The 21,729-nt window shown below is 43.8% G+C and carries 20 protein-coding genes; 11 read left to right on the top strand and 9 right to left on the bottom strand.

Annotated features, from left to right (window positions below):
• Window positions 1-544 precede the first annotated feature (544 nt).
• The 5 genes from fadB (at window position 545) to ACPEGP_RS07680 (ending at window position 6,438) form a co-directional block, all read left to right on the top strand.
• On the top strand, window positions 545-2,704 hold the full coding sequence (fadB, locus tag ACPEGP_RS07700; protein ID WP_288727825.1) for a fatty acid oxidation complex subunit alpha FadB: 2,160 nt from the start codon (window positions 545-547) through the stop codon (window positions 2,702-2,704).
• Between the two features lie 144 nt (window positions 2,705-2,848).
• Window positions 2,849-4,021 carry an acetyl-CoA C-acyltransferase FadA gene (fadA, locus tag ACPEGP_RS07695; RefSeq protein ID WP_191691964.1) on the top strand — a complete coding sequence of 391 codons (1,173 nt, stop codon included), beginning with the start codon at window positions 2,849-2,851 and terminating at the stop codon, window positions 4,019-4,021.
• A 248-nt stretch (window positions 4,022-4,269) separates the two neighbouring features.
• A complete protein-coding gene (locus ACPEGP_RS07690) occupies window positions 4,270-4,845 on the top strand; it encodes an isochorismatase family protein (RefSeq protein WP_191691966.1) in 576 nt (191 codons plus the stop codon).
• Window positions 4,846-5,085: 240 nt separating this feature from the next.
• Window positions 5,086-5,730, top strand: a complete 645-nt coding sequence (locus ACPEGP_RS07685) for an HD domain-containing protein (protein ID WP_191691968.1) — start codon at window positions 5,086-5,088, stop codon at window positions 5,728-5,730.
• A 102-nt stretch (window positions 5,731-5,832) separates the two neighbouring features.
• Entirely contained in the window at window positions 5,833-6,438 is a 606-nt protein-coding gene (locus tag ACPEGP_RS07680) for a DUF1287 domain-containing protein (RefSeq protein ID WP_423813071.1), read from the top strand.
• Window positions 6,439-6,524: 86 nt separating this feature from the next.
• Here the strand turns inward: ACPEGP_RS07680 and asd are convergent, their stop codons facing one another.
• Window positions 6,525-7,358 carry an archaetidylserine decarboxylase gene (gene asd, locus ACPEGP_RS07675; RefSeq protein ID WP_423813070.1) on the bottom strand — a complete coding sequence of 278 codons (834 nt, stop codon included), beginning with the start codon at window positions 7,356-7,358 and terminating at the stop codon, window positions 6,525-6,527.
• 128 nt (window positions 7,359-7,486) lie between these two features.
• On the opposite strand from asd, the gene dtd reads away from it, so the two are divergent.
• The gene (gene dtd / locus ACPEGP_RS07670) at window positions 7,487-7,939 is read left to right on the top strand and encodes a D-aminoacyl-tRNA deacylase (RefSeq protein ID WP_423813069.1); all 453 of its coding nucleotides are present in this window, start codon (window positions 7,487-7,489) and stop codon (window positions 7,937-7,939) included.
• A gap of 48 nt (window positions 7,940-7,987) precedes the next feature.
• On the opposite strand, the gene ACPEGP_RS07665 is transcribed toward dtd, so the two are convergent.
• On the bottom strand, window positions 7,988-8,596 hold the full coding sequence (locus tag ACPEGP_RS07665; RefSeq protein WP_423813068.1) for a M23 family metallopeptidase: 609 nt from the start codon (window positions 8,594-8,596) through the stop codon (window positions 7,988-7,990).
• Window positions 8,597-8,786: 190 nt separating this feature from the next.
• Between ACPEGP_RS07665 and ACPEGP_RS07660 the strand changes: the two genes are divergently transcribed.
• Window positions 8,787-9,476, top strand: a complete 690-nt coding sequence (locus ACPEGP_RS07660; protein WP_423813067.1) for a putative quorum-sensing-regulated virulence factor — start codon at window positions 8,787-8,789, stop codon at window positions 9,474-9,476.
• 54 nt (window positions 9,477-9,530) lie between these two features.
• Here the strand turns inward: ACPEGP_RS07660 and ACPEGP_RS07655 are convergent, their stop codons facing one another.
• Entirely contained in the window at window positions 9,531-10,418 is an 888-nt protein-coding gene (locus ACPEGP_RS07655; RefSeq protein WP_423813066.1) for an alpha/beta fold hydrolase, read from the bottom strand.
• A 382-nt stretch (window positions 10,419-10,800) separates the two neighbouring features.
• Here ACPEGP_RS07655 and ACPEGP_RS07650 point away from each other — a divergent pair, with 382 nt between their 5' ends.
• Window positions 10,801-11,478 carry a TIGR00730 family Rossman fold protein gene (locus tag ACPEGP_RS07650; RefSeq protein ID WP_423813065.1) on the top strand — a complete coding sequence of 226 codons (678 nt, stop codon included), beginning with the start codon at window positions 10,801-10,803 and terminating at the stop codon, window positions 11,476-11,478.
• 102 nt (window positions 11,479-11,580) lie between these two features.
• Here the strand turns inward: ACPEGP_RS07650 and ACPEGP_RS07645 are convergent, their stop codons facing one another.
• Window positions 11,581-13,116: an FAD-dependent oxidoreductase gene (locus tag ACPEGP_RS07645; RefSeq protein ID WP_423813064.1), complete on the bottom strand. Its 1,536-nt coding sequence runs from the start codon at window positions 13,114-13,116 to the stop codon at window positions 11,581-11,583.
• A 596-nt stretch (window positions 13,117-13,712) separates the two neighbouring features.
• Between ACPEGP_RS07645 and ACPEGP_RS07640 the strand changes: the two genes are divergently transcribed.
• Window positions 13,713-14,147 carry a COG4315 family predicted lipoprotein gene (locus tag ACPEGP_RS07640; RefSeq protein ID WP_068405150.1) on the top strand — a complete coding sequence of 145 codons (435 nt, stop codon included), beginning with the start codon at window positions 13,713-13,715 and terminating at the stop codon, window positions 14,145-14,147.
• A 362-nt stretch (window positions 14,148-14,509) separates the two neighbouring features.
• Entirely contained in the window at window positions 14,510-14,788 is a 279-nt protein-coding gene (locus ACPEGP_RS07635) for a type B 50S ribosomal protein L31 (protein WP_068405148.1), read from the top strand.
• 116 nt (window positions 14,789-14,904) lie between these two features.
• Here the strand turns inward: ACPEGP_RS07635 and ACPEGP_RS07630 are convergent, their stop codons facing one another.
• From ACPEGP_RS07630 to ACPEGP_RS07610, 5 genes are all read right to left on the bottom strand, one after another.
• Complete coding sequence (locus tag ACPEGP_RS07630; RefSeq protein WP_423813063.1) at window positions 14,905-15,759, bottom strand: SGNH/GDSL hydrolase family protein; 855 nt, start codon at window positions 15,757-15,759, stop codon at window positions 14,905-14,907.
• The gene (locus ACPEGP_RS07625; protein WP_423813062.1) at window positions 15,753-17,150 is read right to left on the bottom strand and encodes a nicotinate phosphoribosyltransferase; all 1,398 of its coding nucleotides are present in this window, start codon (window positions 17,148-17,150) and stop codon (window positions 15,753-15,755) included. The genes ACPEGP_RS07630 and ACPEGP_RS07625 overlap by 7 nt, the downstream gene beginning before the upstream one ends.
• Window positions 17,151-17,279: 129 nt before the next feature.
• Entirely contained in the window at window positions 17,280-18,332 is a 1,053-nt protein-coding gene (locus tag ACPEGP_RS07620; protein WP_305935761.1) for a bifunctional nicotinamide-nucleotide adenylyltransferase/Nudix hydroxylase, read from the bottom strand.
• A 270-nt stretch (window positions 18,333-18,602) separates the two neighbouring features.
• Entirely contained in the window at window positions 18,603-19,238 is a 636-nt protein-coding gene (locus tag ACPEGP_RS07615; RefSeq protein WP_305935760.1) for a glutathione S-transferase family protein, read from the bottom strand.
• 142 nt (window positions 19,239-19,380) lie between these two features.
• Window positions 19,381-20,430 carry an alpha/beta fold hydrolase gene (locus ACPEGP_RS07610; RefSeq protein ID WP_423813061.1) on the bottom strand — a complete coding sequence of 350 codons (1,050 nt, stop codon included), beginning with the start codon at window positions 20,428-20,430 and terminating at the stop codon, window positions 19,381-19,383.
• A gap of 404 nt (window positions 20,431-20,834) precedes the next feature.
• Between ACPEGP_RS07610 and nfuA the strand changes: the two genes are divergently transcribed.
• Complete coding sequence (nfuA, locus tag ACPEGP_RS07605; RefSeq protein ID WP_068405139.1) at window positions 20,835-21,518, top strand: Fe-S biogenesis protein NfuA; 684 nt, start codon at window positions 20,835-20,837, stop codon at window positions 21,516-21,518.
• The last annotated feature ends 211 nt before the right edge of the window (window positions 21,519-21,729 follow it).

The following is a 21,729-nucleotide window of genomic DNA, read 5'->3' as shown; positions in this document are numbered from 1 at the left end:
AACCCTTGTTACCTATTATTGATTTAACTTGGCGGTTAGATGTGTTTTGATAATAGAGGCTAATTCCTATCTTAAATCTCAGTATACAGGCGGACACCTAAAGCACCTTGGCCGCAAGGTAAAGGGTTGGTGTCGACTTAAGAGTGACTTGCGAGTATGGTATTAGCTTGTGACAGTCGGGGGCATAATCCCCTACACTAATTGGCGTGAAAATGGTCTGACACTTAGCGCATAGGTTTTTTACCTGATTTAAGTGACTCATCATCTCAATGTTCAGTCAGTGTTTATAACATCAGTACCGGTAACAAACGTATATAAATGAAGCGCCGTATTCATATTTGCTATTGCCTGATAGCGTTGCAAAAAATGGATACAAACATGAGCGCTGGATAATAAAGACATCTGCACTGCTCATATACTGACTTTTAAAGCAGTATGTTGGCAGTGTTATTACTCGTTTTACTAACAATAACTGACTATGACCTTTAATTTTAAAGCTTTTAATTTTAAAACGTAGCTTTCGTTATATAGCAAGGAGTTTCAAATGGTATACCAAGGAAATCGCATTACGGTGACAATGCTAGAGGATGGCATCGCCAACATGCAATACAACGCCGAAAATGAGAGCGTGAACAAGTTTGATGCTGAAACCAATAAGCAATTTGCTGAAGTTGTGACAGCGCTAGAAAAAGCGGATGACGTGAAAGGCTTAATCGTCACCTCAAGCAAAGGCGTGTTTATCGCTGGGGCGGACATAACAGAATTCGTCGGTTCATTTAAGAATCCAGAAAACGAAATCAAAGATTGGGTCGTTAATATCAATGACGCTTTCAACCGCTTTGAAGACCTGCCATTTCCAAAAGTAGCGGCCATCAATGGCGCAGCGCTTGGCGGTGGTTGTGAGATGACCTTGGTTTGTGAATACCGTGTCATGAGCGACAAAGCCATTATCGGTCTACCAGAAACCCAGCTCGGTATCTTCCCAGGTTTTGGTGGTACGGTGCGTAGTACGCGTGTGATTGGTATCGACAATGCGCTTGAATTGATCGCCACTGGTACGCCAAAAAAACCACTTGATGCGCTAAAATTAGGCCTAGTCGATGCGACTGTTCCTGCCGATGACTTGCAAGATGCCGCCATTGACCTAGTCAAAAAATGTATCTCAGGTGAGCTTGATTGGCAAGCGAAGCGTGAAGAGAAGCTGAATCCTGTAAAGCTAAACCAGCTTGAGCAAGCGATGGCGTTTAACAGTGCCAAAGGTATGATCTTTGCCAAAGCCAATCCTAAGCAGTACCCAGCGCCAGCAATCGCTATCGAAACCATTGAAAAACACGTCAATTTGCCACGTGATAAAGCAATCGAAGTCGAAGCGGCTGGTTTTGCCAAAGCGGCGAAAACCCCACAAGCAGAAAGTTTGGTCGGTCTGTTCTTAAACGATCAATTGGTCAAAAAACTTGCCAAGCAGCACAGCAAAAAAGCACATGAAATTACTGAAGCAGCCGTACTAGGCGCCGGTATCATGGGCGGCGGTATCGCGTATCAGGCAGCGAGCAAAGGCTTGCCAATCATCATGAAAGATATCAAGTCTGAGCAATTAGACCTTGGTATGGGCGAAGCTAGCAAGCTACTTGGTAAAATGGTCGAACGCAAAAAGATGACCCCAGCGAAAATGGGTGAAACCTTAAGCCGTATCCGTCCAACTTTGAACTATGGTGATTTTGCAGAGACTGATATCGTTATCGAAGCAGTCGTAGAAAATCCAAACGTTAAGCGTGCGGTACTTAAAGAAGTTGAAGGTTTGGTTAAAGACGATTGTATCCTAGCGTCAAACACCTCGACGATTTCTATTACTTATTTAGCAGAAGCACTTGAGCGTCCAGAAAACTTCGTCGGTATGCATTTCTTTAACCCAGTACATCGTATGCCACTCGTCGAAGTTATCCGCGGTGAAAAATCATCAGAAGAAGCGATTGCAACTACAGTTGCGCTAGCGTCTAAAATGGGCAAAGTGCCGGTTGTCGTCAATGACTGCCCAGGTTTCTTGGTCAACCGTGTGTTGTTTCCATACTTTGGTGCTTTTGACTTGCTGCTTAAGCAAGGTGCGGATTTTGCTCATGTCGATAAAGTTATGGAAAAATTCGGCTGGCCAATGGGTCCTGCTTATCTAATCGACGTGGTTGGTTTAGATACGGGCGTACACGGCGCAGAAGTGATGGCAGAAGGTTTCCCTGACCGCATGAAGCCTGATTATAAAGGCGCGATTGAGCATTTATATGAAAACAATCGTTTAGGTCAGAAAAACGGCGTTGGTTTCTATAAGTATGAGACTGACAAACGCGGTAAGCCAAAGAAAGTGGCGGATGAAGCGACTTATGAGCTACTAAAAACCACAACGGATAGCAATAAGCAAACCTTTGATGATCAAACCATCATCGACCGCACTATGCTGGCGTTCTGTAATGAAACCGTACGTTGCTTAGAAGACAATATCGTCAGCACACCATCTGAAGCCGATATGGCGATGATTATGGGCGTTGGTTTCCCGCCGTTCCGCGGTGGCCCTTGCCGTTATATCGACCAAATGGGTCTAGATAACTATTTGGCGCTATGCGAAAAATATGCGCACCTTGGTAAAGCCTATGAAGCGCCGCAAAAGATTCGCGATATGGCAGCCGCAGGCGAGACTTTTTACGCCACTGCGTAATGGTCGGTCATTACTAGGATGAAGTGCTGTACCCATGCTTGATAAGGTTGTTGATGGTTTATTTATTATCAATAATCTTTTACATCAAATATGACGAGCATTAAGGTATTGCCACTGACAATAAAAATTGAAAAGGAAGATAGTATGACAACTTTAAGTCCAAAAGACGTGGTCATCGTAGATGGCGTACGCTCAGCAATGGGTAAATCTAAAAACGGTATGTTCCGCCACGTTCGCGCTGATAGCATTTCTGCTGAATTGGTCCGTGCCTTAGTTGAGCGTAACGACTTTGACCCACGTGATGTTGAAGACATCATCTGGGGCTGTGTGAACCAGACTTTAGAGCAAGGTTTAAACATCGGTCGTAATATCGGCTTGCTAGCTGATATTCCAAAGACTGCGGGCGGCCAAACGGTGAACCGTCTATGCGGCTCATCTATGCAGGCGCTTCATACAGCTGCCGCGCAAATTATGACCAACCAAGGTGAGGTTTTCATCATCGGTGGTGTTGAGCATATGGGTCACGTTGGTATGATGCATGGCGTTGACTTAAACCCTGAAGCTTCAAAGCACTATGCAAAAGCGTCAAACATGATGGGCTTGACCGCTGAAATGCTGGGCCGTATGAATAACGTCACTCGTGAAGAGCAAGACGCCTTTGGTCTTGAGTCGCATCGCCGTGCATGGGCTGCCACCACAGAAGGTCGTTTTGACAATGAAATCATCGGTATCGAAGGTCATGATGCCGCCGGTCGTTTACAACTATGTACTGTTGACGAAGTGATTCGCCCAGATGCGACGATGGAGCAAATGCAAAAGCTACGTCCAGCCTTTGATCCAAAAGGCGGTACGGTCACTGCTGCGACCTCATCTGCACTATCTGACGGTGCGTCAGCGATGCTGGTCATGAGCGCGCAAAAAGCCAAAGATTTGGGTCTAAAACCACGTGCGCGTATTCGCAGCATGGCAGTTGCTGGTTGTGATGCGGCTATCATGGGTTATGGCCCAGTTCCTGCGACCCAAAAAGCTCTAAAACGCGCTGGCATGAGCATCGATGATATGCAAACCATCGAGCTTAACGAAGCGTTTGCAGCTCAAGCACTATCGGTACTTAAAGCCTTGAACTTGACCGACAAGCAAGACATCATCAACGTCAATGGTGGTGCAATTGCCCTAGGTCATCCACTCGGTTGTTCTGGTGCTCGTATCACAGTTACTTTGCTAAACGCTATGGAGCAAATGGATACTGAAATCGGTCTTGCCACTATGTGTATCGGTCTAGGTCAAGGTATCGCGACTGTAATTGAGCGTGTTTAAGCGTTTTAATAAATCTTTTTAGTTTTATATCTTTAACAAAAACCCCTAGTCATGAAGACTAGGGGTTTTTGTGTTGGTCAATTAAAAACTGGTTTTATAATATCCTGTTCATAATTGTTAATAAGATTTATCTTCATTGACCCGCTTAGCAAACTATGACTAAATAAGAATAAGAACAATAACGAAAACACCCATGATAAATCTAACATAGCCTTTAATAATAAGGTCAGTCGTACAAGGAGTGTACTATGTCTACCATGATTACCGATCGCACTTATCGTATCGCCCGCGAAAATACCCAAGCGATGATTATCGATATTCAAGAACGCTTGACGCCACATATCTATGACCACGAAAATATTGTCAAAAAAACCGTCACTCTGATTAAGGGTTTGCAAGCGCTCGATATTCCTATCATGCTCAATGAGCAGTATAAAAAGGGACTTGGCGATACCTTGCCTGAAATACGCGATGTATTAGAAGGTGACAATGCCAAAAGCTTTGAGAAAGTGACGTTTAGCGCCTGCGATAACGATGATTCGTGGCATTATTTAGCCCAGCAAAATCGTAGTATCGTTTTATTGTTTGGGGTAGAGGCGCATGTTTGCGTGATGCAAACAGCGCTTGATTTACTCGATAATGGTATGCAGCCCGTGATTATTGGTGATGCGGTCGGCTCACGCTTTCCTTATGATAAAAAGCAAGCGATTCGCCGTATTCGCCGCGCTGGTGGGGTCATTAGCACGGTAGAATCCATTCTGTTTGAATTATGCCGCAGCAGTAAAGACCCAGCGTTTAAAACCATTAGTAATTTGATTAAGTAGCCTAATTAAGCATCATGCTTAAGCAAATTTAATTATTAAAAATAGTTTCTTAATAACTCTCAAAAATAAAATAGCGCTCAATACTATCGGCGCTATTTTTTTATCGAAAAATTATATTGAAGCAAGTTGTTTACGGTTTTTATAACGGCTATCAATGCCGCAGTGCTTAAATATTTACTATAATATCTGCCTTTGCATGAAAAGACAGCGCTCAAATTTATCAGTTATTTAGAGAGAATCATGACGTTACCCTATTCTAATGGTGTCAACCATACACCGTTGACCGACCCTGCGACTGCTGCAAATATTGATATTGACGATGTAACGCATTTTTTATTAGAGTTGGATGCGCTAAAACGCGTCAATCGGCGCAGTTATGTGACGAAAACAAATCGGTTGGAGAATTCTGCCGAGCACTCTTGGCATTTGGCGATGGCTTGTTGGTCAATTGCTGAACAGTTTGAGATTGATGTTAATCATGAAAAATTGCTGAAGATGGCATTAATACATGACTTGGGTGAAGTTGATGCCGGTGATACATTTTTATTTGCCAATAGTAGAGCTGATGCTCACGCTGGAGAGCGCGAGGGCATCGCTCGATTACGAGCTGAGCGCGGCAATGGTATCAAAAACTTAAGTGAGATTTGGGAAGCGCAAGAAACTGGCAGGAGCAAAGAGGCTGAGCTGCTGAGAGTGATTGATCGAATTTTGCCATTTTTGTTAAATTTAAATACGGGCGGGAAAACATGGAGTGATCATGAGGTGACACGCTCGCAAGTGACTGGCGTCATAAGGTTTATTAAAGACAGCTTTCCGAGTATTCATCAATGGCTATTGGAACAGGTTGAGTATGCGACCGAGCAAGGCTGGCTGATTGATAGATAAGTGGTTAAAAGTTTTTTTGCCTGTCAGCTGTTTACAAATTACTCATTATCTTCCTGCACTAGAGCCTTTATATTAGGGACAATCACGCAAAGAGACGGTCACATGAAAATAGCTGGTACTTATAAAACATTCGCGAAATCACTGGTTTTTCTTGGCGTACTAAGTTTGGCGCAATTGGCGCAGGCGACCGAGTCTGTTGGTAAGGGCGATAAATTGGCCTATGATGCCAAAAAACAGATAGGTGTGACCACTAGCTATGACCCTACCTATCGTCAGCTGGATTTTCCGCGTGGCGATGTACCGATAGAAACCGGCGTTTGTACCGATGTTGTCGTACGGGCATACCGTCTGCAAAATATCGATTTACAGCAGTTGGTCAATCAAGATATGAAGTCCAATTGGTCGGCCTATCCAAAGACGTGGGGACTAAAATCAACCGATAAAAATATCGATCACCGCCGTGTGCCGAATCTTGAGGTGTTTTTTAGCCGTCATGGTCAAACATTATCTATCACTGATAAATCTAGCTTTCAAGCCGGTGATATAGTGACGTGGCGGCTGCCGAACGGCAATTTACCGCATATGGGCATCGTTTCTAATAAAGTCGCCGCTGATGGCTCGCCGTTGATTATTCATAATATCGGACGCGGAACGCAAGAAGAAAACATCTTATTTGCGTATCCTATTCACAAGCACTTTCGGTACTAGATTGAATACGTCTAATAAAAAACCTAGCTAAGCTGAGTGGCTTAAATAGGCTTATACGTAGAGGTTTTAGAGCCTTTATACAACTGCTATTTATTCGCAACACCTAATAGCTGTCCCATTTTTACCATACTGTTGGCTTGTAAGCTGTCTTGCCAATCGGCTTTTGCGCCTTTTGGTAGAACCACAATCGCCGTTGAGCCTAAATAAAAGCGTCCAAGCTCATCGCCTTTGGCAAAGCTCATATTGTGAACCATTTCTTGGATATCCTCAGTGCGGCTGATTTTACCCGTCGCGACGGTTTCGATACCAGCGACAATCATCGCTCCAACCATGACCACCGCCGCTTTGCCGTACTCTGTGTCAAATAAACAGACCAAACGCTCATTACGAGCAAATAAATCCGGCACGTTTGCCGCCGTGACATTATTGACAGAAAATAGGGTACCCGGTATATAACGGGTCTTGGTCAAGGTACCAGCAAATGGCATGTGCACGCGGTGATAGTTACTCGGCGCGAGATATACGGTGGCAAAGCTACCATCAGCAAAATAACTGCCATCTTCGCTATCAGCGAGTAGTTGACCGATGTCATAATGACGACCTTTGGCTTGCAGTAATTTATGGTCGCGGATTTGCCCTAATTGCGAGATAACGCCATCGGCAGGACTAACAATTCCATTTGCGCGGCTATCGATGAGACGCGCGTCGTCTTTTAGCTCACGGGTAAAAAAGTCATTAAAGCTTTCATAAGCATTGAAACTTTGGCGCTCGTATTCATCTAAGCTGACATTGTAAGCTTTGGCAAAGCTGCGGATAAACGCACGTTTGACATAAGGGTGGCGGCTGGCGGCCAGACGTCCAGCGAATTTACTCAGCTGCTGCTGCGGTACAAATTGTTGAAGGGTGGCAAATAAATTCATAATGAGGTTACCAAAACAGGGTTCGATGTAATTATTAATAGGCAAGTTAATGGCGGTATTTTATCATGGTCAGGGTATGATTGTATGACCATAAACTGTAAGCGATTTATAAATAAGGAAGGCTGTAAATGAGAGCACTGATACAAAGGGTGCAGCGCGCCAGCGTCACTGTCGATGCGCACTGCGTTGGTGCGATTGAGCATGGAATCTTGGCTTATATTGGCTTGGGTCATGAGGATAACTTGCAAAGTGCGCAGCGTATGATTGATAAAATCCTCACTTATCGCATTTTTGAGAATGACGATGATCCTGCTAAGTTTGGTAAATTGGATAAAAATGTCCAGCAGGTAGGCGGTGGTTTATTATTGGTGTCACAATTTACCTTAATGGCAAAAACCGATAAGGGTCGCCGTCCTGACTTTGGCGGCGCGATGGCACCCGATGCTGCGCAAGCGTTATTTGAGCAACTGGTGAATTATGCCAAAACCCAACATCCCCATGTAGCAACTGGTGAGTTTGGCGCTGATATGCAAGTGTCGAGTGTCAACGATGGGCCGTTAAATTTTATATTGGAAGTTTAAGGTCTTATTTTTAAAAGAGTCAGGTTTTAAAGGCCAAAAATTCAAACGTTAGCTATCAGGCTTTTGCAAAAGTGGATAAGGGTTGACCGCGCTGCCATTGATATAAATCCCATAATGGACGTGCGGCGGCGTGCCTTTGGCATTTCCGCTGTCGCCGACGTAACCGATGATATCGCCGGCATTGACCCAGTCGTTCGGGCTGATATCGGCATAATCCTCTAAATGGGCATAATAATGTCCGGCGCCGCCCGGGCCAATGATGACCACCACGCGCCCGCCTAAGCTGTTTTCGCCAACTTTGCTGACGATACCTTGCGTCGTTGCTTGTATCGGCGTACCTCGTTTGGCAAATATATCGATGCCTTCGTGAGAGCGACCTTGGCTACGCGCCGCGCCCCATGTATCCGTTAAGTGTCGTTCGGGCAGTGGGCTAGGTAAGCTATTTTCTGTCGGTAATTCTTGTTGTAATAAACTAAGCTGTTGCCATTTTGCCAGTACAAACGACTGAGTTTGCTTGCTGATACTCGGTAAGAGCTTGTCAAAGACAAATAACAGCATCAGTAACACCGCCGCCTTGATGAGAACACTTAGTACACGGCGTAAAAGATTTGGCACTTTACTTGGGCTTGGCTGCGGATTACTGCCATCTGCTAACATTGATATCTCTTTTTTAAATTAACGCTTATAGACAGTATAAGAGCTATCACCGCTATTCTTTGTATGCCATTGTTATCTTTAGTTTTTATCCCCATAAATATAACGTAGTTTTTAAAAATCACCTATTTTTTAGGTATATATAGAAAACTGATATTGCTACCTATTTTCAAATAATGATGGCCAAATCTTTATGACCGACACTGCGCTGATTATCGATACCGAAACCGACCAAGGTCGTGATCCGCGTCCGATTCAAGTGGCGACTATTAATGTGGCGACAGGATTTGAGTGGATGAAATACTTTAATAGTGGGCGCCCGATATCACCCGTGGTCATTAGAATTCATGGTATTACCGATGATGATGTCGCCGGTCTTGAGCGCTTTGAGTTGGATGCGTTTGAGTTGCCGCAGTATTTGATTGGCCATAATGTGCGCTTTGATTGGCGGGTGATTGGTAGTCCGACTACTAAGCTGATATGTACGGTGCGGCTGGCGCGCGTGGCCTTTCCAGAATGGAGCGCCTATGGGCAGTCGAAATGTATCGAGCAATTATTAGGTAAAGGCGAGGCAGGTAAAATAACGATTGCTGCTCATGATGCGCTGGGCGATGCGCGCATGTGTTATCTGCTATATCAGGCCTGCTGCGAGCGCCTAGAGATTGCGCCGACAGATTTTGCAGCAGCGCACGCTATCGCCAATAAAGCCAATCCACTGAGCAAAATGCCCTTTGGCAAACATAAGGGTACGTTGATTAAAGACGTGCCAATTAGCTACGTAAAATGGATGCTAGGCAACATTCATAATATGCAGCCGTCGCTGTATTCTGCGTTGACCAAGCGTGTGCAAGCAGAACAAGCAGCAAAAATCACGCAAGACTAAATACAGTTGCGCTTGAATGGCATGCGCTTGAATAGCTGCACTAAACAAAGCTTATTACTGCTTGGCTAGCCAATCGATTGCCATTTGCCAAAGCTGCGGGGCTTTAGCATTGGTTTTGCTACTAAAATAGCGCATATGACCGATACCATTTAAGCCAAATTCTTCGGGGTCAAAATAGCGTTTTTCGACTGGCATTTTGCTAAATACGCGAATCATATCGTCCATATTGTTGCTATTGGCAATCTCATCATCGCTAAAGCCGAGCCACAACGCAGGCATATCAATCTCATCGTAAAAATGGGTGTGAATACTTTTGCCAAACGCGGTTTTAATATAGCCTGCGCCATTGCACCACTCGCGCCATTGACGAGCGACGCCGCGTGGTAGTGGCTCGCCCATGCCGATTTTATCCGCTGGCGTATAGCCTAGCGTTAAGTTGGTGAGCGGAATAAAGACGTCCATAAAACCCATCGCTTTGAGCTTGTAGGGCATGTCCATATTTTTGATTTGCCCTGATGAACAAGCAACATTAAATACTGAAGTAAGCGCCTTATAATTTGGCATCAAACCTATCAGCTGACCGCCGGCGCTATGTCCAATCAAATGATAAGTGGCATCGGCAAATTCGTCTTGTAAGGCATCAAGGACGGCTGGCATGTCATGACGACCCCAACTGATTAAAGAAGCATCACATTTCGTCAAATCAGACGATAGCGATTCACCGATACCTTCATTATCAAAGGTTATGACCCCAAAGCCGCTTGCTGCTAAATAAGTGGCAAAATTATGATAAAACTGGCGTTTGATACCAGTAGCCGGCGCGATCATGACTGCGGCTTTTACTTCGTCTCTAGGGCGATAAACGGTCGCTGCCAATGCTCGATTGCGCTCAGTCATGATGCTTAGGGCATAAATATCTGTTTGATTGTGCGGATTTTCCATGGTTTAACCTTCATGTATTTTTGTCATTTTTATGAGTAAGAGTTTTCTTATAAGTAAAGACTTTGGGTAAATAAAAACGCTTGCTAGGCGTACAACGTTTAATAATCAATATTAAGCGTGCAGTCATTAAGCCGTGATTGGTTGCTTACTTTATAGCTTAGCTAGGTGATCACCGCATGATGACTTTGCAGTAACACTGCTTATGGTAAAATAAATCTTAGTGAGGAAGGCAGGCAAAAATGACTTCTAAGTTCTATGAGCAAGCTCGACGTTGTATATTTTGAGCAATTAACCTACATCAAAAAAACAACATCTATAACTAATCATGTTTTAATAGTTAAGTATTTAATAAGAACAATGTATATAAAATTAAGGAAACTCTATGCAAATGAAAATTAACAATGACATTTATGAAGTCATTACCAGTCAAGACATTACCAATATTGAAAAAGCCGTGGATAAATCAGCGCTCACCATGCCACTGGTAGCGGTTTATTGTGGCTCACGTTTGGGCAATAATGACGTTTATGAGCAGGCGGCGCGTGAGCTTGGCAGTGCGCTTGCTGATAATGGCATGGGTTTGGTCTATGGCGGAGCGAGCATCGGGCTGATGGGCGCAGTCGCTGATGAGGTCATCCGAGGTGGCGCACAAGCGGTCGGCGTGATTCCAACCTTTATGCTCAAGCATGAAATTGCTCATGAGCAGCTGACGCGCCTGCATTTGACCGATACCATGCATACCCGTAAAACGGTGATGGCAGAGTACGCCGATGCCTTTATTACGTTGCCGGGCGGGCTTGGGACGCTAGAGGAAATTATGGAAATTGCCACCTGGCGTCAGCTATATCAGCATGAAAAACCGATGATTATTCTTAATATCAATGGTTTTTATGACTGTATGATTGAACATTTACAATACACCGCTGAGCAAGGCTTTATGAAGCAACAAGACCTTGAGCGTTTGGTCGTTTGTAATACCATTGGCGAAGCGATTGACATGCTAAAGACCGTCGTAAAAATAGATGACGCCGTTGATACTGAGAAAATGGCGGGAAACTAGCAGCGGTTATCTTTATCAATAACTTTAAATAAAAAAGAGAGCAAGGCTAACATTAAGCCTTGCTCTCTTTTTTGCTTTGACTTTATTAACATTTAAATCATTTTAACTCGTTTCACAAATACCATGATTTACGCCCGCCATTGCCATTGGAAAGCCGCGTTCTTGCGCTAAATAACGCGCAATTTTATCAATCGCCACGCTATCATTTTGCGCTAAATACGCCCATTCATGCGCATAACGCTGATGGTTTTCTGGTGTCTCAAAATCAACCAAACCAAGCGTCGTCAATTCATCAACGATTTGATCGGCAGCAATCAGCGTCGATGAGGCTTTGACGTTTTCTGCCCGCGCATAGCGAATATTAGAGTATAAGCTCACATCGGCAACGCGCAGCGTATCGTCTTGCCCAGGTATTTGCTGCCCGCCATAGAGCGCATTGCCAACTGTTCGCGCGCTATGAAAGGTCGGGACGAATTCAGCCACGTAATCAATCGCTTGCTGGCTGCGCGCTTGAAGCGGCGCTTTATCCCAGCCGTCTTCGATATAGTGCAAATATTGCGACGGTAATTTCGGTTGGGCGCTATTTTTGTTAGAAGCAACCAAACCATCATCAAATAGGGTAATAAATTTACTCATGCCATGTATCTGAAAATAACCATCAGGGTAGGGCGTTAGCTGCGCCATGCCTTCCGGTGTGCCGCGCTCACCGTAAACGATAATTTCTGGTATTTGACCGCCAGTATCGCCCCAATGAGTGATATAAGACGATTTAAACTCGACCATACGCGTGACTTTGACACCGACCATATCATCGATGATGCCGGTACGAAAACCACAAGCGTTGATTAAATAATCAACTTCGATAGAATCGGTTTTGGCTTCAGTATCAGAGCTCGCTGCTTGCTGATAATCAATACGCCATTTGGTCACATGATGGTCAGCATTTGAGCAGTTTTCACAATCGACTGGCATCACTTGTTTCACCTGCGTATCGGTAAAGACATGCGCGTGCTCATAGCCTTCTAATGCCAATTGTGCAGACGCTGCCAAACGGAAGATATTCCAGCCATATTCTTGTACGACAATTAGCGGAAATTTAACCTTGTTTAAATCCAAATACTTAGCAACTGGTATCATCCATTCATCAACCGTGCGCGGCACCGCGACTTGCTCGCGCTCAGATAAGGCAATCAGTTGCTCATGGCTGTAGAGCTGATAGTAGTTTTCAGGTTCGCCGAGTACTTTATTATTAGCATCTTCGGCGATAAGCTCTCGATAAGCGTCGGTTAAGATGTCTAAGCGTGGCAATAAATCCTCAGGCAAACCTTCATCGCGTGTTGGCACCGCAAATACCGTCGGGCGTACATCAATGGTATAAGGATAAAGGCGCAGAATATCGATGCATTGTTTGAGCAGGGCAACGCAATCTTCATCAGGTATTTCACGATATAGATTGCCGCCCGCATGCAAATGACACATCGGCGGCCCATCAATCAGCGAGGTATTTTTTTCAAATAAATACGTCTCAAGGCCTAATGCCGCAAGGCGAATCGCGATAGTTGCCCCCGCTGTACCACCACCGAGAATACCAACCCGTTTGCTAGCAGGCGCTTGATTGTTCATAACAGAATGAGTCATTGTCGTTGTTATATCCTTAGTCGCATTCCTATATTCAGTTAGTAGGAATGGCTCGGCGTCTTTGTGAAATAATTCGTTGCTAGGTTTCTTTTCTTAAGTTTTTTATATTCGCCGTGCTTATATGTTAAATAACGTGTTTTTCTAATGCGTGTTTTTTTGATGCAAGGCTACCGATATGCGTACAGCGAACCCTAAGTTCAACAGTCATTTTAAACCGCCATAGTCATGTTTCCCATTGTGTAGTAATTCTTAATATAGGTGTCTTATTCTACGAAAAAATTACTCAAATTAGCATGGCAAAAACGTAAGTAGATGCATAAGTTTTGTCAAAGGACGGCAAACAAGGAGCGACTAAAACACAGCTTTGTAAAAGCATTTTTAAAAAATTGAAGAGCAAACTTTATTTAATTTGTAAACTTTATGTGCTTTTGTAAATTTATATGATGCGAGAAATAACTGATTTTATGTCTGTGCTATAGTAAAAATACTTATGGTCAGCTTTAAGCCGTTTTTTGCTTTAAGGTATAGGATTGCAGACCACAAGAAACCATATAAAAGAAGCAATTTAAAAAACCACTATTAACAAGGACGTTATTATGAAACATATACTTATGTTATCTGTCATTTCTGGTGCATTAGCGCTTAGCGGCTGTTCTACGTTTAACAATATGCTGGGCAAGGATGATTCTGGCATGCATGAGGTGCAAGCGACCACTAAAAATACCGCTCCAGTTGCCAGTAAAAACGGTATGTTGGTCGATGCAACCAATCATATGACCTTATATACCTTTGATAAAGATTCTATGAATAAATCAGAATGTGGCTCAGCTTGTCTGGTTGCTTGGCCAGCGTTTTTGGCACCAAGTAATGCTAAAGCCTCAGGGCAGTTTGCCGCCTTTAAACGTGAAGATGGCAAATATCAATGGGCGATGAATGGTAAGCCGTTATACTTTTATGCCAATGATACCAAGGTTGGCGATAAAGATGGCGACAACAAACTTGGCGTTTGGCATATCGTAAAAACCAAATAACTTTCCATTTTTCCAAAAGTAAGTTTTCCATAAAAAAGGCAGCTAGCGTGGCTGCTTTTTTATGATTATTTATGTGGTTTTTCGACTCAGCATAATGGCGTTAAGTCGAGTTCATGGCATGGTTTTATCACATAAGCGGCTTGCATCGAGTAGCAAAAACCGTTAAAATCGCGGTTTGATTTTCCCGCTGGGGAAAGGCTAAGTGAGCAGCGGTGTGGTGTTGGGTGCTGGAATAAGCCAGTGACGTAATTGCCAGACTGACAGATGTCCTTAGTGCCTCAGTTACGTATGTGAGCGTGCTTAATAGCTAAAGAGGCTATTAATCGAAATGCTTACCATACATCGGACATAGAGAGTTTATTATGCGTAAAGATATCCATCCTAATTACCAAGAAGTTTTGTTCCATGACACCAACGCTGACGTGTTTTTCTTAACTCGCTCAACCGTTAATACCAAAGCCACTCGTGAATACGAAGGTAAAGAATACCCATACTACCCACTTGATATTTCAAGTGCGTCGCATCCATTCTATACTGGCGAACAACGCAAAACGTCTACTGAAGGCCGTGTTGCAAGCTTCAACAAACGCTTTGGTGCGTTTGGTGGCCGTAGCAAGAAAGCTGCTGATTCTGCTGAATAATTTATACTTATGGTATAAATATATGTCGCGAAGCAGTCTTTTGCTAAGCCATAAAAAAACCGCTGATTATTCAGCGGTTTTTTTATCTAAATTTTAATGTTCAGTATTTGCACTACTCAGCTACTTAACTTAGTAGTCGACGAATCTAGCAACTTCACAATCAATTCTGCCACTTGCTGCGCCCAATAACCATACATCAAACTGCTTGGATGAAAGCCGTCGCTGGCAAACATCACTCTGATATCGATCGGCGTGCCGTTAGAGTGTTCTTCTATCATGCGTGCAAAGTTCGTTGCCATGTAAGTGACATTGTCATGAGCGGCACAAATTTGCTGCAAGCTATTATCAAGGATAGCGGCTTTGGCACCAACGAAGTTATTCAATGGCGCAGGTATCGCAGGCATTTGAGCCATCGGCGGTAAGCTTAAAAAAACCAGCTCGCGTACGCCGAATTTACGCTGGGCGATAGCAATGATATTTTCAACCTGCTGTTGCCATTGAGCCGCAGAGACTTTGGAGGTAGTATCATTAACGCCGACACTTAATACCATCACATCAATAGGTTGGCTCGGTGCAGGCAACACATAAAGCCTGCGCAAAATATCAAAGCTGGTATAACCCGTGGTCGCTTGTAACGACCAGTTTAAGGTATCAAAAGCGCTTTGGATAGCAGCCTGCTCAGTCAAAATAGGTATCAAATGACCGATCAGCGCCTCTTGTTGGGTCTGACTACCGACGCCAGCCGCTGCCGAATCACCAACGACCATCAGGTTCAATATATTGTTGCTTTTACCCTTTGAGGTAATAGGCGAGTTATTGAGCTGAACCTGTCCATGACGCTCGCCATTTGGCTCAGGTAGGCGTACAGTATCACGCTTGATTTTGTGCCCTTGATAAAGGTAAACAGGAGCAAGCAGCACGTCCTTGGCAGCAGCGGTTATTTTATTTTGCATTTTTTTAGTAGCTACCATCCTGTACGCTCCCGAATCGTAGTGAGGTTGTCTTCAATAAGTAATTTACCATCGATATATACATCGCGTAGTAGGTTATCTGCAGCTGACGTTAAATTATCCGCTTTAATGGTATCTATGTTGCCTTTGCTATTTTTTATGAGTGCCAAACGGCCTCTTTTTGAGCGTTTTGAGCGACTGGTTACAGGGTCTTTATAGATATCTTTCCATACGCCATCGATAAAGATGGCGCTGGCTTTCATCGCCCAGCTCATGGTATCGCGATTGACTTGCTGCAATAAGCCGCCGCCCATGCCAAAGGTGATGTTGTCGGCACTAAAACCTGCGTTTAAAACCACATCAATGATTTTGCCCAAGCTTTGCGGGCTGATACCGTCGCCTTGGATAATGCGTACATAGTCGGGCAGCACTTTATAACCTTTACTATTAATCGTCGTACCGAATTTTACCGCCAAGCGTTCTAAGGCTTCGCGCACCACTTTTGCCGGATCGCCGCTATCTGGACGGATAACCAAAGTTCCGCCCATATTTTTGACGTCGTCTTTTAGGCTACCGCCCCAAATATTATCAATGGCATTCCATAAATCATAGCTGTCAGATACCACAGAAAAACTTTTACCAGCACCGCCAAACTGTTCAATCATATTGGCAAAGGCGGCGGTTTCTCCGTCGCGTCCCCACGCGGTCATAGTGCTATGCTCAGCAGCAGGGATAGAAAAGGCTGCCATCTCTTTGTCCATGTGATACCAGCGGCTGGCGGCAACCAAGGCCGTCATTGAATCGGTTCCAGCAAAATTCACCAAATGCGCAAGGCTACCAAGGGCGACAGATTCTTGACTAGAAGCACCGCGCGAACCAAAATCATGCAAGCGGAAAATCAGCGACTCAGTATTGTCGGCAGATTTTTCTAGTGCCTGACGAATGATGCCTTTGCAATAGTGCGAGACGCTAGCGACGGTTGAGGGATACCAAATCGCTCGCAGTAATGCCGTTTCGACATAGCTTGGTAGCCAATAGAACTCAGGGTCAGTATTGATAATTTGACAGACCACATTGGATGCTGGAACGACGCTGCCTTCAGGAATGGCCTCGATGCGCAGTGGCAGATAGCCGCCATGCTTATCGACTAACAGCTCCCAGCCAGCACGGTTAAAGGTCAAGCCATGGGCTTGAATCACCGTTTCGGCTTCATCGATATCTTGATGGGTAATCGGCGTGCTTAAGTATTCTTTGATAAAGGCTTGCAAGCCAAAAAACACCACATCGTAGTCACCTTTACGCGCTTCGATATAGCTTGATAGATACTCGCTACCGCTTGGATATTGCACCCAATGGGAGGTTTTATAACTGTCGCTATTTAAGATTAAATTGTTTAAATTGCTGGTGTACATCACAGAACTCCTCTGCTTTGAGATGCCGCAGCTGTTTTTTAATAACCGCTGCAGCGGTGAGCCATTGCCGTCTATCAGCGCTGGCGTGAAAAAAGGTTAATAAAAATTGTATAGGCAAATAGTAACAAGCTATAAGCCAACCATTTTAGCGATAATCGCATAATGGTCTTCAAACATCATGGTGGCATCAAGCTCTGCAAGCGGAAGCCAAAACGCTTTGGCTGCATCGTCGCCACCTTTTACTTTTGGCAACCCTTTTGGGTCATTTTTAAGCTGAAAATAAAAAGCTTGGGTAATCGTACGCCCACGCGCCGAGCGATATGGGTCGTCAAAGGTATGCTGACTATGACAAGAGCCGCGTAGTACCGGTTCAGGCACTTTTAAGCGCGTCTCTTCGCGTAGCTCGCGGATACAGGCATCAAAAAGGGTTTCTTTTGGATTCAAAAATCCACCCGGTAATGCCCACAGCCCGCGTCCTGGCATACTGCGGCGCTCAACCAATAAAATATGCCCTGATTGCACGACGAGCGCATCAGCGGTCATAAAGGTTGGTGGATAAGGCGCAGACTCCCATTGTCTTTTATATTTATCGACGAAATCGGCTTCTTCATGCAGGTTTTGATAAATAACGGTCTTTTTAAAGTCATTGAGAACGTTGCGGGTCGACTCAGGGGTGCGCTCAGGCGTTGGCGTGGCGCCCATTAGGTAGCTGTCACGAATAGGAGTCGCGGATAAATTGTGATAATTGGGCACAGAAACCGACGCCCAATTTGGGAATAAGGATAAATAATACGATGAGCTGTCTTTTGAATGACCAATCAGCCCAATATCGCCTTCTAAATCGCCTGTGACGGATTTGACGCCCGTCTGCACATATTGCAGCCAACGCGTGTCATTGTAGAGCGCATCGTCGAGACCGACGCAATGAATTCGAGCTGCTTCTGCTGGCGAGTAGGCGTTCTTAATCATCGCCGCGCGCTCATCGACACTAAATGGATTACGCAGACTGCGCGGGAGGTTGGCAGAACCAATCAGCATAATGACGTTATCGGCACGTTTTAATGCTTCATCGACCACTGCCTTGTGCCCGCAGTGAAACGGCTGGAAACGCCCAATAAATACCAAATAACGGTAGTTTTTACTGTTATTTTTATCCGAACCTTGCTCTGCTGATTCACTCATAACTGCCAACTCCTAACTTACTGCTATCAATTATCAATTCAAAATGTCTCAAAGAGGCTAATACTGACACAGCCTATATCTGGCTGACAAGTATAAAGATGTTTAGTGCCGTGACTTTATCGCTTTAACGAATTTTAGCGCTTGGTTTTTGCGCCATGAATGTTATTTTAAAGGATAATATTTTTATAGATATAAAAGCAAAAACCCTTCTAAAGGCTAGAAAGGTTAAGGTTAGAAAGGTTTTTGCAAAAGCTTGGAAAATTAAAAATATCAAATCTCAAGTGTTTTGATTTTTTCTAAGCCTTGCTGCTCAATGACGGCAGTCAAACCTTTGTCTTCTTCAATACGTTTGACAAAGGCATCAAGGTTTTTATAGTCAGATAGATCAATCTCAAACTTTTTCGCCCACGTTAGGGTGATATATAAGTAAATATCAGCCGTGGTTTTACTGCCTGTTAGATAATCAGTTTTACCGAGCTGTTCGTTGGGCAGTCTAAGCAAATGAGCGATTTTTTCTTTGGCTTTTTGTTTTAAGCTTTCTTGTGCATCATCGCCTTCAACGAAGCCATCAGGGCCAAAGAGCGGGGCAAAGGCTTTATGCAGATCGGCATTCAAAAATCCTAGCCAATGCATCAGTTCACCTTTACCAGCTGGCGAGGTATCTGAACCAAAGATGTTGGCATCGGGATAGGCGGCATCGATATAGACTTGGGTGGCGATGTTTTGAGTAATGATAGTGTCGCCATCGACGATAGCTGGCACCGCCCCTTGCGGATTGATACGTAGATATTCTTCTGATTTGACCGAATCGTGATCTAAAAGCTTAAGCTCGTAATCTGCACCCGTCCATTCGAGGGCGGTGTGCGGTACAACGGCGCAAGTTCCTGGTATGACATATAACTGCATAAATTACTCCTGTGGATTTATTATGGCGTTCAATCCAGTCTAAACAGCCAGTCTGGCCAAGTCAGTTATGTTATGTGAAGTTAGTTTTAGGAGATGTAGCATTATGCTGTTTGCGTCATTTGACCTATTCTAATCTGCAAGTTTACCCTGCATGTTGCTCAATCCATGCCGCCACCGTTGGCCAAATCTCTTTGGCAGCCGTACGACTGTTTAAAATGCGGCTATGGGTATAATCATCCAAATCGCCACTACTTCGCGCATATTCGCGAAAAACGTTGGCAGAGTTTTTGTTGAGAGCGTTGTTGTTGAGAGCGTTGTTGTTGAGAGCGTTATTATTGAAAGAGTCATTGTTGGAAGACTCATTAAAGTCGTTAAAAAGTGACAGGCAACCTTGAGTTGGCGAGATGAATTTATCACCCTTGGCGCTGATAGCATAAATGGGTACGGTAATATTCGGCATATATTGTCGATAATCAAAAATCGCACCGTCAATAGTATTTTGCTGGCGAGCGCTGCTATCAAAAGCACTTTTCTGAATACCATTCGCATCTATATCATTTTGCTGAATAAAACTGCTGTGAAAGTTTTTATGCAAATTCCACTCATACCATTGATTCATGGTGTGATGGCTTTCATTGATGGGTCCCAGTTTGAGTTTTCTGGCGGGTATATAGCCAAATAGACGGGTAAACATCTTGGCGGCGACTATTTTAAAATAGTTCTTCAGATTGACGATGGCGCCGTACACTTGGCAAGCAAACATGCTGATGCTATTTATTTTATTGATATACTGCGGATTTTGAATGAGAAACATCGTTAAGCAAGCGCCGCCGCCACTATGGGTGACGCAGTGTAAATTGCTGAGCTTTAATTCGTTAAATAAATAATCAAAAGTGGCGGCAAAATCATAGGTGGCGACGGTTTCGAAATTAAATTTGTCATTTGGGTTTGAGCTTGCACCATGAGCGCGCCATTCCATGATATAGCAATGATGGCCAAGTCCAGCTAGGTATTCAGCGATTCTTAAGCAGGTTTTTTTGTCCGAAAAAGTGCCATGGGTTAAGAAGATATTTTGTCCTTGATGCGCATTAACGATAGATAATTGATGGCTTTTTTCATTATCAAAAACTTCCCAAATAGCGATTTGTACGGCATCTTTGGTGGTCACAAAATTTAGATTCTCAGTCAACATACTGCTCTCTCAAAATAGTTAAGATTCTGATATTTATTCTTTTAAAATTTTCATAAGCTCTTTAGTGCATTCTACGCCCGCTAGACTTGATAAGTCTGCACGCCGTCTTTATATACTATGAAGATAAAGGCAGCTTACTATAGGTAAGCCTTATTAAAAATAGCCATCGCTTAAAACCTCAGCGCTTAAAAATCGCTACTGCCAATTCACACTAGCCCAGTCGGAATTATGCGTTAAGTGCGCTATAATAGACACCATAAAGAGCCATAAAGAAGTTTTCATCACGGTCAAAGCATTAAAACGATAAGCCAAAATGATGGTGATTTCATTAGTCCCAACCTCACATAGACGACACAGTAGACGTGGACAATATAACGCTTGTGTCATAACACATAGGAAGCATTATGAGTGAACACAATCCAACTGATACTCAAGTAGATCCTACTGCCGATTACGAGTCAGCATTAGATACTGAGCAAACCGAAGCTAAAAGTAACATTACCATCACTGAAGCGGCGCAAGGGTATTTGGCAGATTTACTGGCGAAGCAAGATACCGATGGTATCGGCGTGCGTATTTTCGTCGAACATCCAGGTACACCGCGTGCCGAATGCTGTATGGCTTATAACCAGCCGGGCGAAGAAGACAGCGCTGATTTAAAACTGACTTATGACGATTTTTCGGCATTTATTGAAGCGGCGTCCGTGCCTTATTTAGAAGATGCGGTGATTGATTATAATAAAGACCGTTTTGGTGGGCAGTTGACGTTCCGTGCGCCAAACTCAAAAGTGCCAAAAGTTGGTGCCGATGCCAGTGTCGAAGAACGTATCAATTATGTCTTACAGTCGGAGATTAATCCAAGCTTGGCCGCTCACGGCGGTGATGTCCAGCTGCTTGAATTGGTTGAAGAAGAAGGCGTTGGTCTGACTGCTATACTGAAATTCGGTGGTGGTTGCCAAGGCTGTTCAGCGGTTGATATGACCTTACGTCAAGGTGTTGAAGTGCAGCTGAAACAACAAATTCCAGAGCTGACCCAAGTCATCGATGAAACCGACCACACACGTACAGAAAACGCTTATTATAAATAGAAAATGACGAGTCGTTATAAAAATAGCGCCGATATTACCTAGGAATATGCTTAATAGTTTCTTTACTTATAAATATTGCTTATGAGTATTTGTCATTAAGAGATGAAAAATTTGCTATTCTTTTAATAAAGAAGCTGGGTTATGATTAACTCAGCTTTTTTTATGACTTTTTGTTATAACTAATTTTGATAAAAAAAATATGGGTTTAATA

Origin of the sequence: Psychrobacter sp. 219-2-C (genome assembly GCF_049560815.1) — a bacterium.
In the GTDB taxonomy this organism is placed as follows: Bacteria; Pseudomonadota; Gammaproteobacteria; order Pseudomonadales; family Moraxellaceae; genus Psychrobacter; species Psychrobacter faecalis.
This window is presented reverse-complemented; position numbering and strand designations above follow the sequence as displayed.

Coding starts and splice junctions, on each gene's coding strand:
- ACPEGP_RS07615 (WP_305935760.1), bottom strand. CDS start 19,238: ATGCAGTTATATGTCATACCAGGAACTTGCGCCGTTGTACCGCACACC.
- fadB (WP_288727825.1), top strand. CDS start 545: ATGGTATACCAAGGAAATCGCATTACGGTGACAATGCTAGAGGATGGC.
- ACPEGP_RS07625 (WP_423813062.1), bottom strand. CDS start 17,150: ATGTACACCAGCAATTTAAACAATTTAATCTTAAATAGCGACAGTTAT.
- ACPEGP_RS07610 (WP_423813061.1), bottom strand. CDS start 20,430: ATGTTGACTGAGAATCTAAATTTTGTGACCACCAAAGATGCCGTACAA.
- nfuA (WP_068405139.1), top strand. CDS start 20,835: ATGAGTGAACACAATCCAACTGATACTCAAGTAGATCCTACTGCCGAT.
- ACPEGP_RS07660 (WP_423813067.1), top strand. CDS start 8,787: ATGACCGACACTGCGCTGATTATCGATACCGAAACCGACCAAGGTCGT.
- ACPEGP_RS07655 (WP_423813066.1), bottom strand. CDS start 10,418: ATGGAAAATCCGCACAATCAAACAGATATTTATGCCCTAAGCATCATG.
- ACPEGP_RS07645 (WP_423813064.1), bottom strand. CDS start 13,116: ATGACTCATTCTGTTATGAACAATCAAGCGCCTGCTAGCAAACGGGTT.
- ACPEGP_RS07650 (WP_423813065.1), top strand. CDS start 10,801: ATGCAAATGAAAATTAACAATGACATTTATGAAGTCATTACCAGTCAA.
- fadA (WP_191691964.1), top strand. CDS start 2,849: ATGACAACTTTAAGTCCAAAAGACGTGGTCATCGTAGATGGCGTACGC.
- ACPEGP_RS07630 (WP_423813063.1), bottom strand. CDS start 15,759: ATGGTAGCTACTAAAAAAATGCAAAATAAAATAACCGCTGCTGCCAAG.
- ACPEGP_RS07690 (WP_191691966.1), top strand. CDS start 4,270: ATGTCTACCATGATTACCGATCGCACTTATCGTATCGCCCGCGAAAAT.
- asd (WP_423813070.1), bottom strand. CDS start 7,358: ATGAATTTATTTGCCACCCTTCAACAATTTGTACCGCAGCAGCAGCTG.
- ACPEGP_RS07620 (WP_305935761.1), bottom strand. CDS start 18,332: ATGAGTGAATCAGCAGAGCAAGGTTCGGATAAAAATAACAGTAAAAAC.
- ACPEGP_RS07635 (WP_068405148.1), top strand. CDS start 14,510: ATGCGTAAAGATATCCATCCTAATTACCAAGAAGTTTTGTTCCATGAC.
- ACPEGP_RS07685 (WP_191691968.1), top strand. CDS start 5,086: ATGACGTTACCCTATTCTAATGGTGTCAACCATACACCGTTGACCGAC.
- ACPEGP_RS07665 (WP_423813068.1), bottom strand. CDS start 8,596: ATGTTAGCAGATGGCAGTAATCCGCAGCCAAGCCCAAGTAAAGTGCCA.
- dtd (WP_423813069.1), top strand. CDS start 7,487: ATGAGAGCACTGATACAAAGGGTGCAGCGCGCCAGCGTCACTGTCGAT.
- ACPEGP_RS07680 (WP_423813071.1), top strand. CDS start 5,833: ATGAAAATAGCTGGTACTTATAAAACATTCGCGAAATCACTGGTTTTT.
- ACPEGP_RS07640 (WP_068405150.1), top strand. CDS start 13,713: ATGAAACATATACTTATGTTATCTGTCATTTCTGGTGCATTAGCGCTT.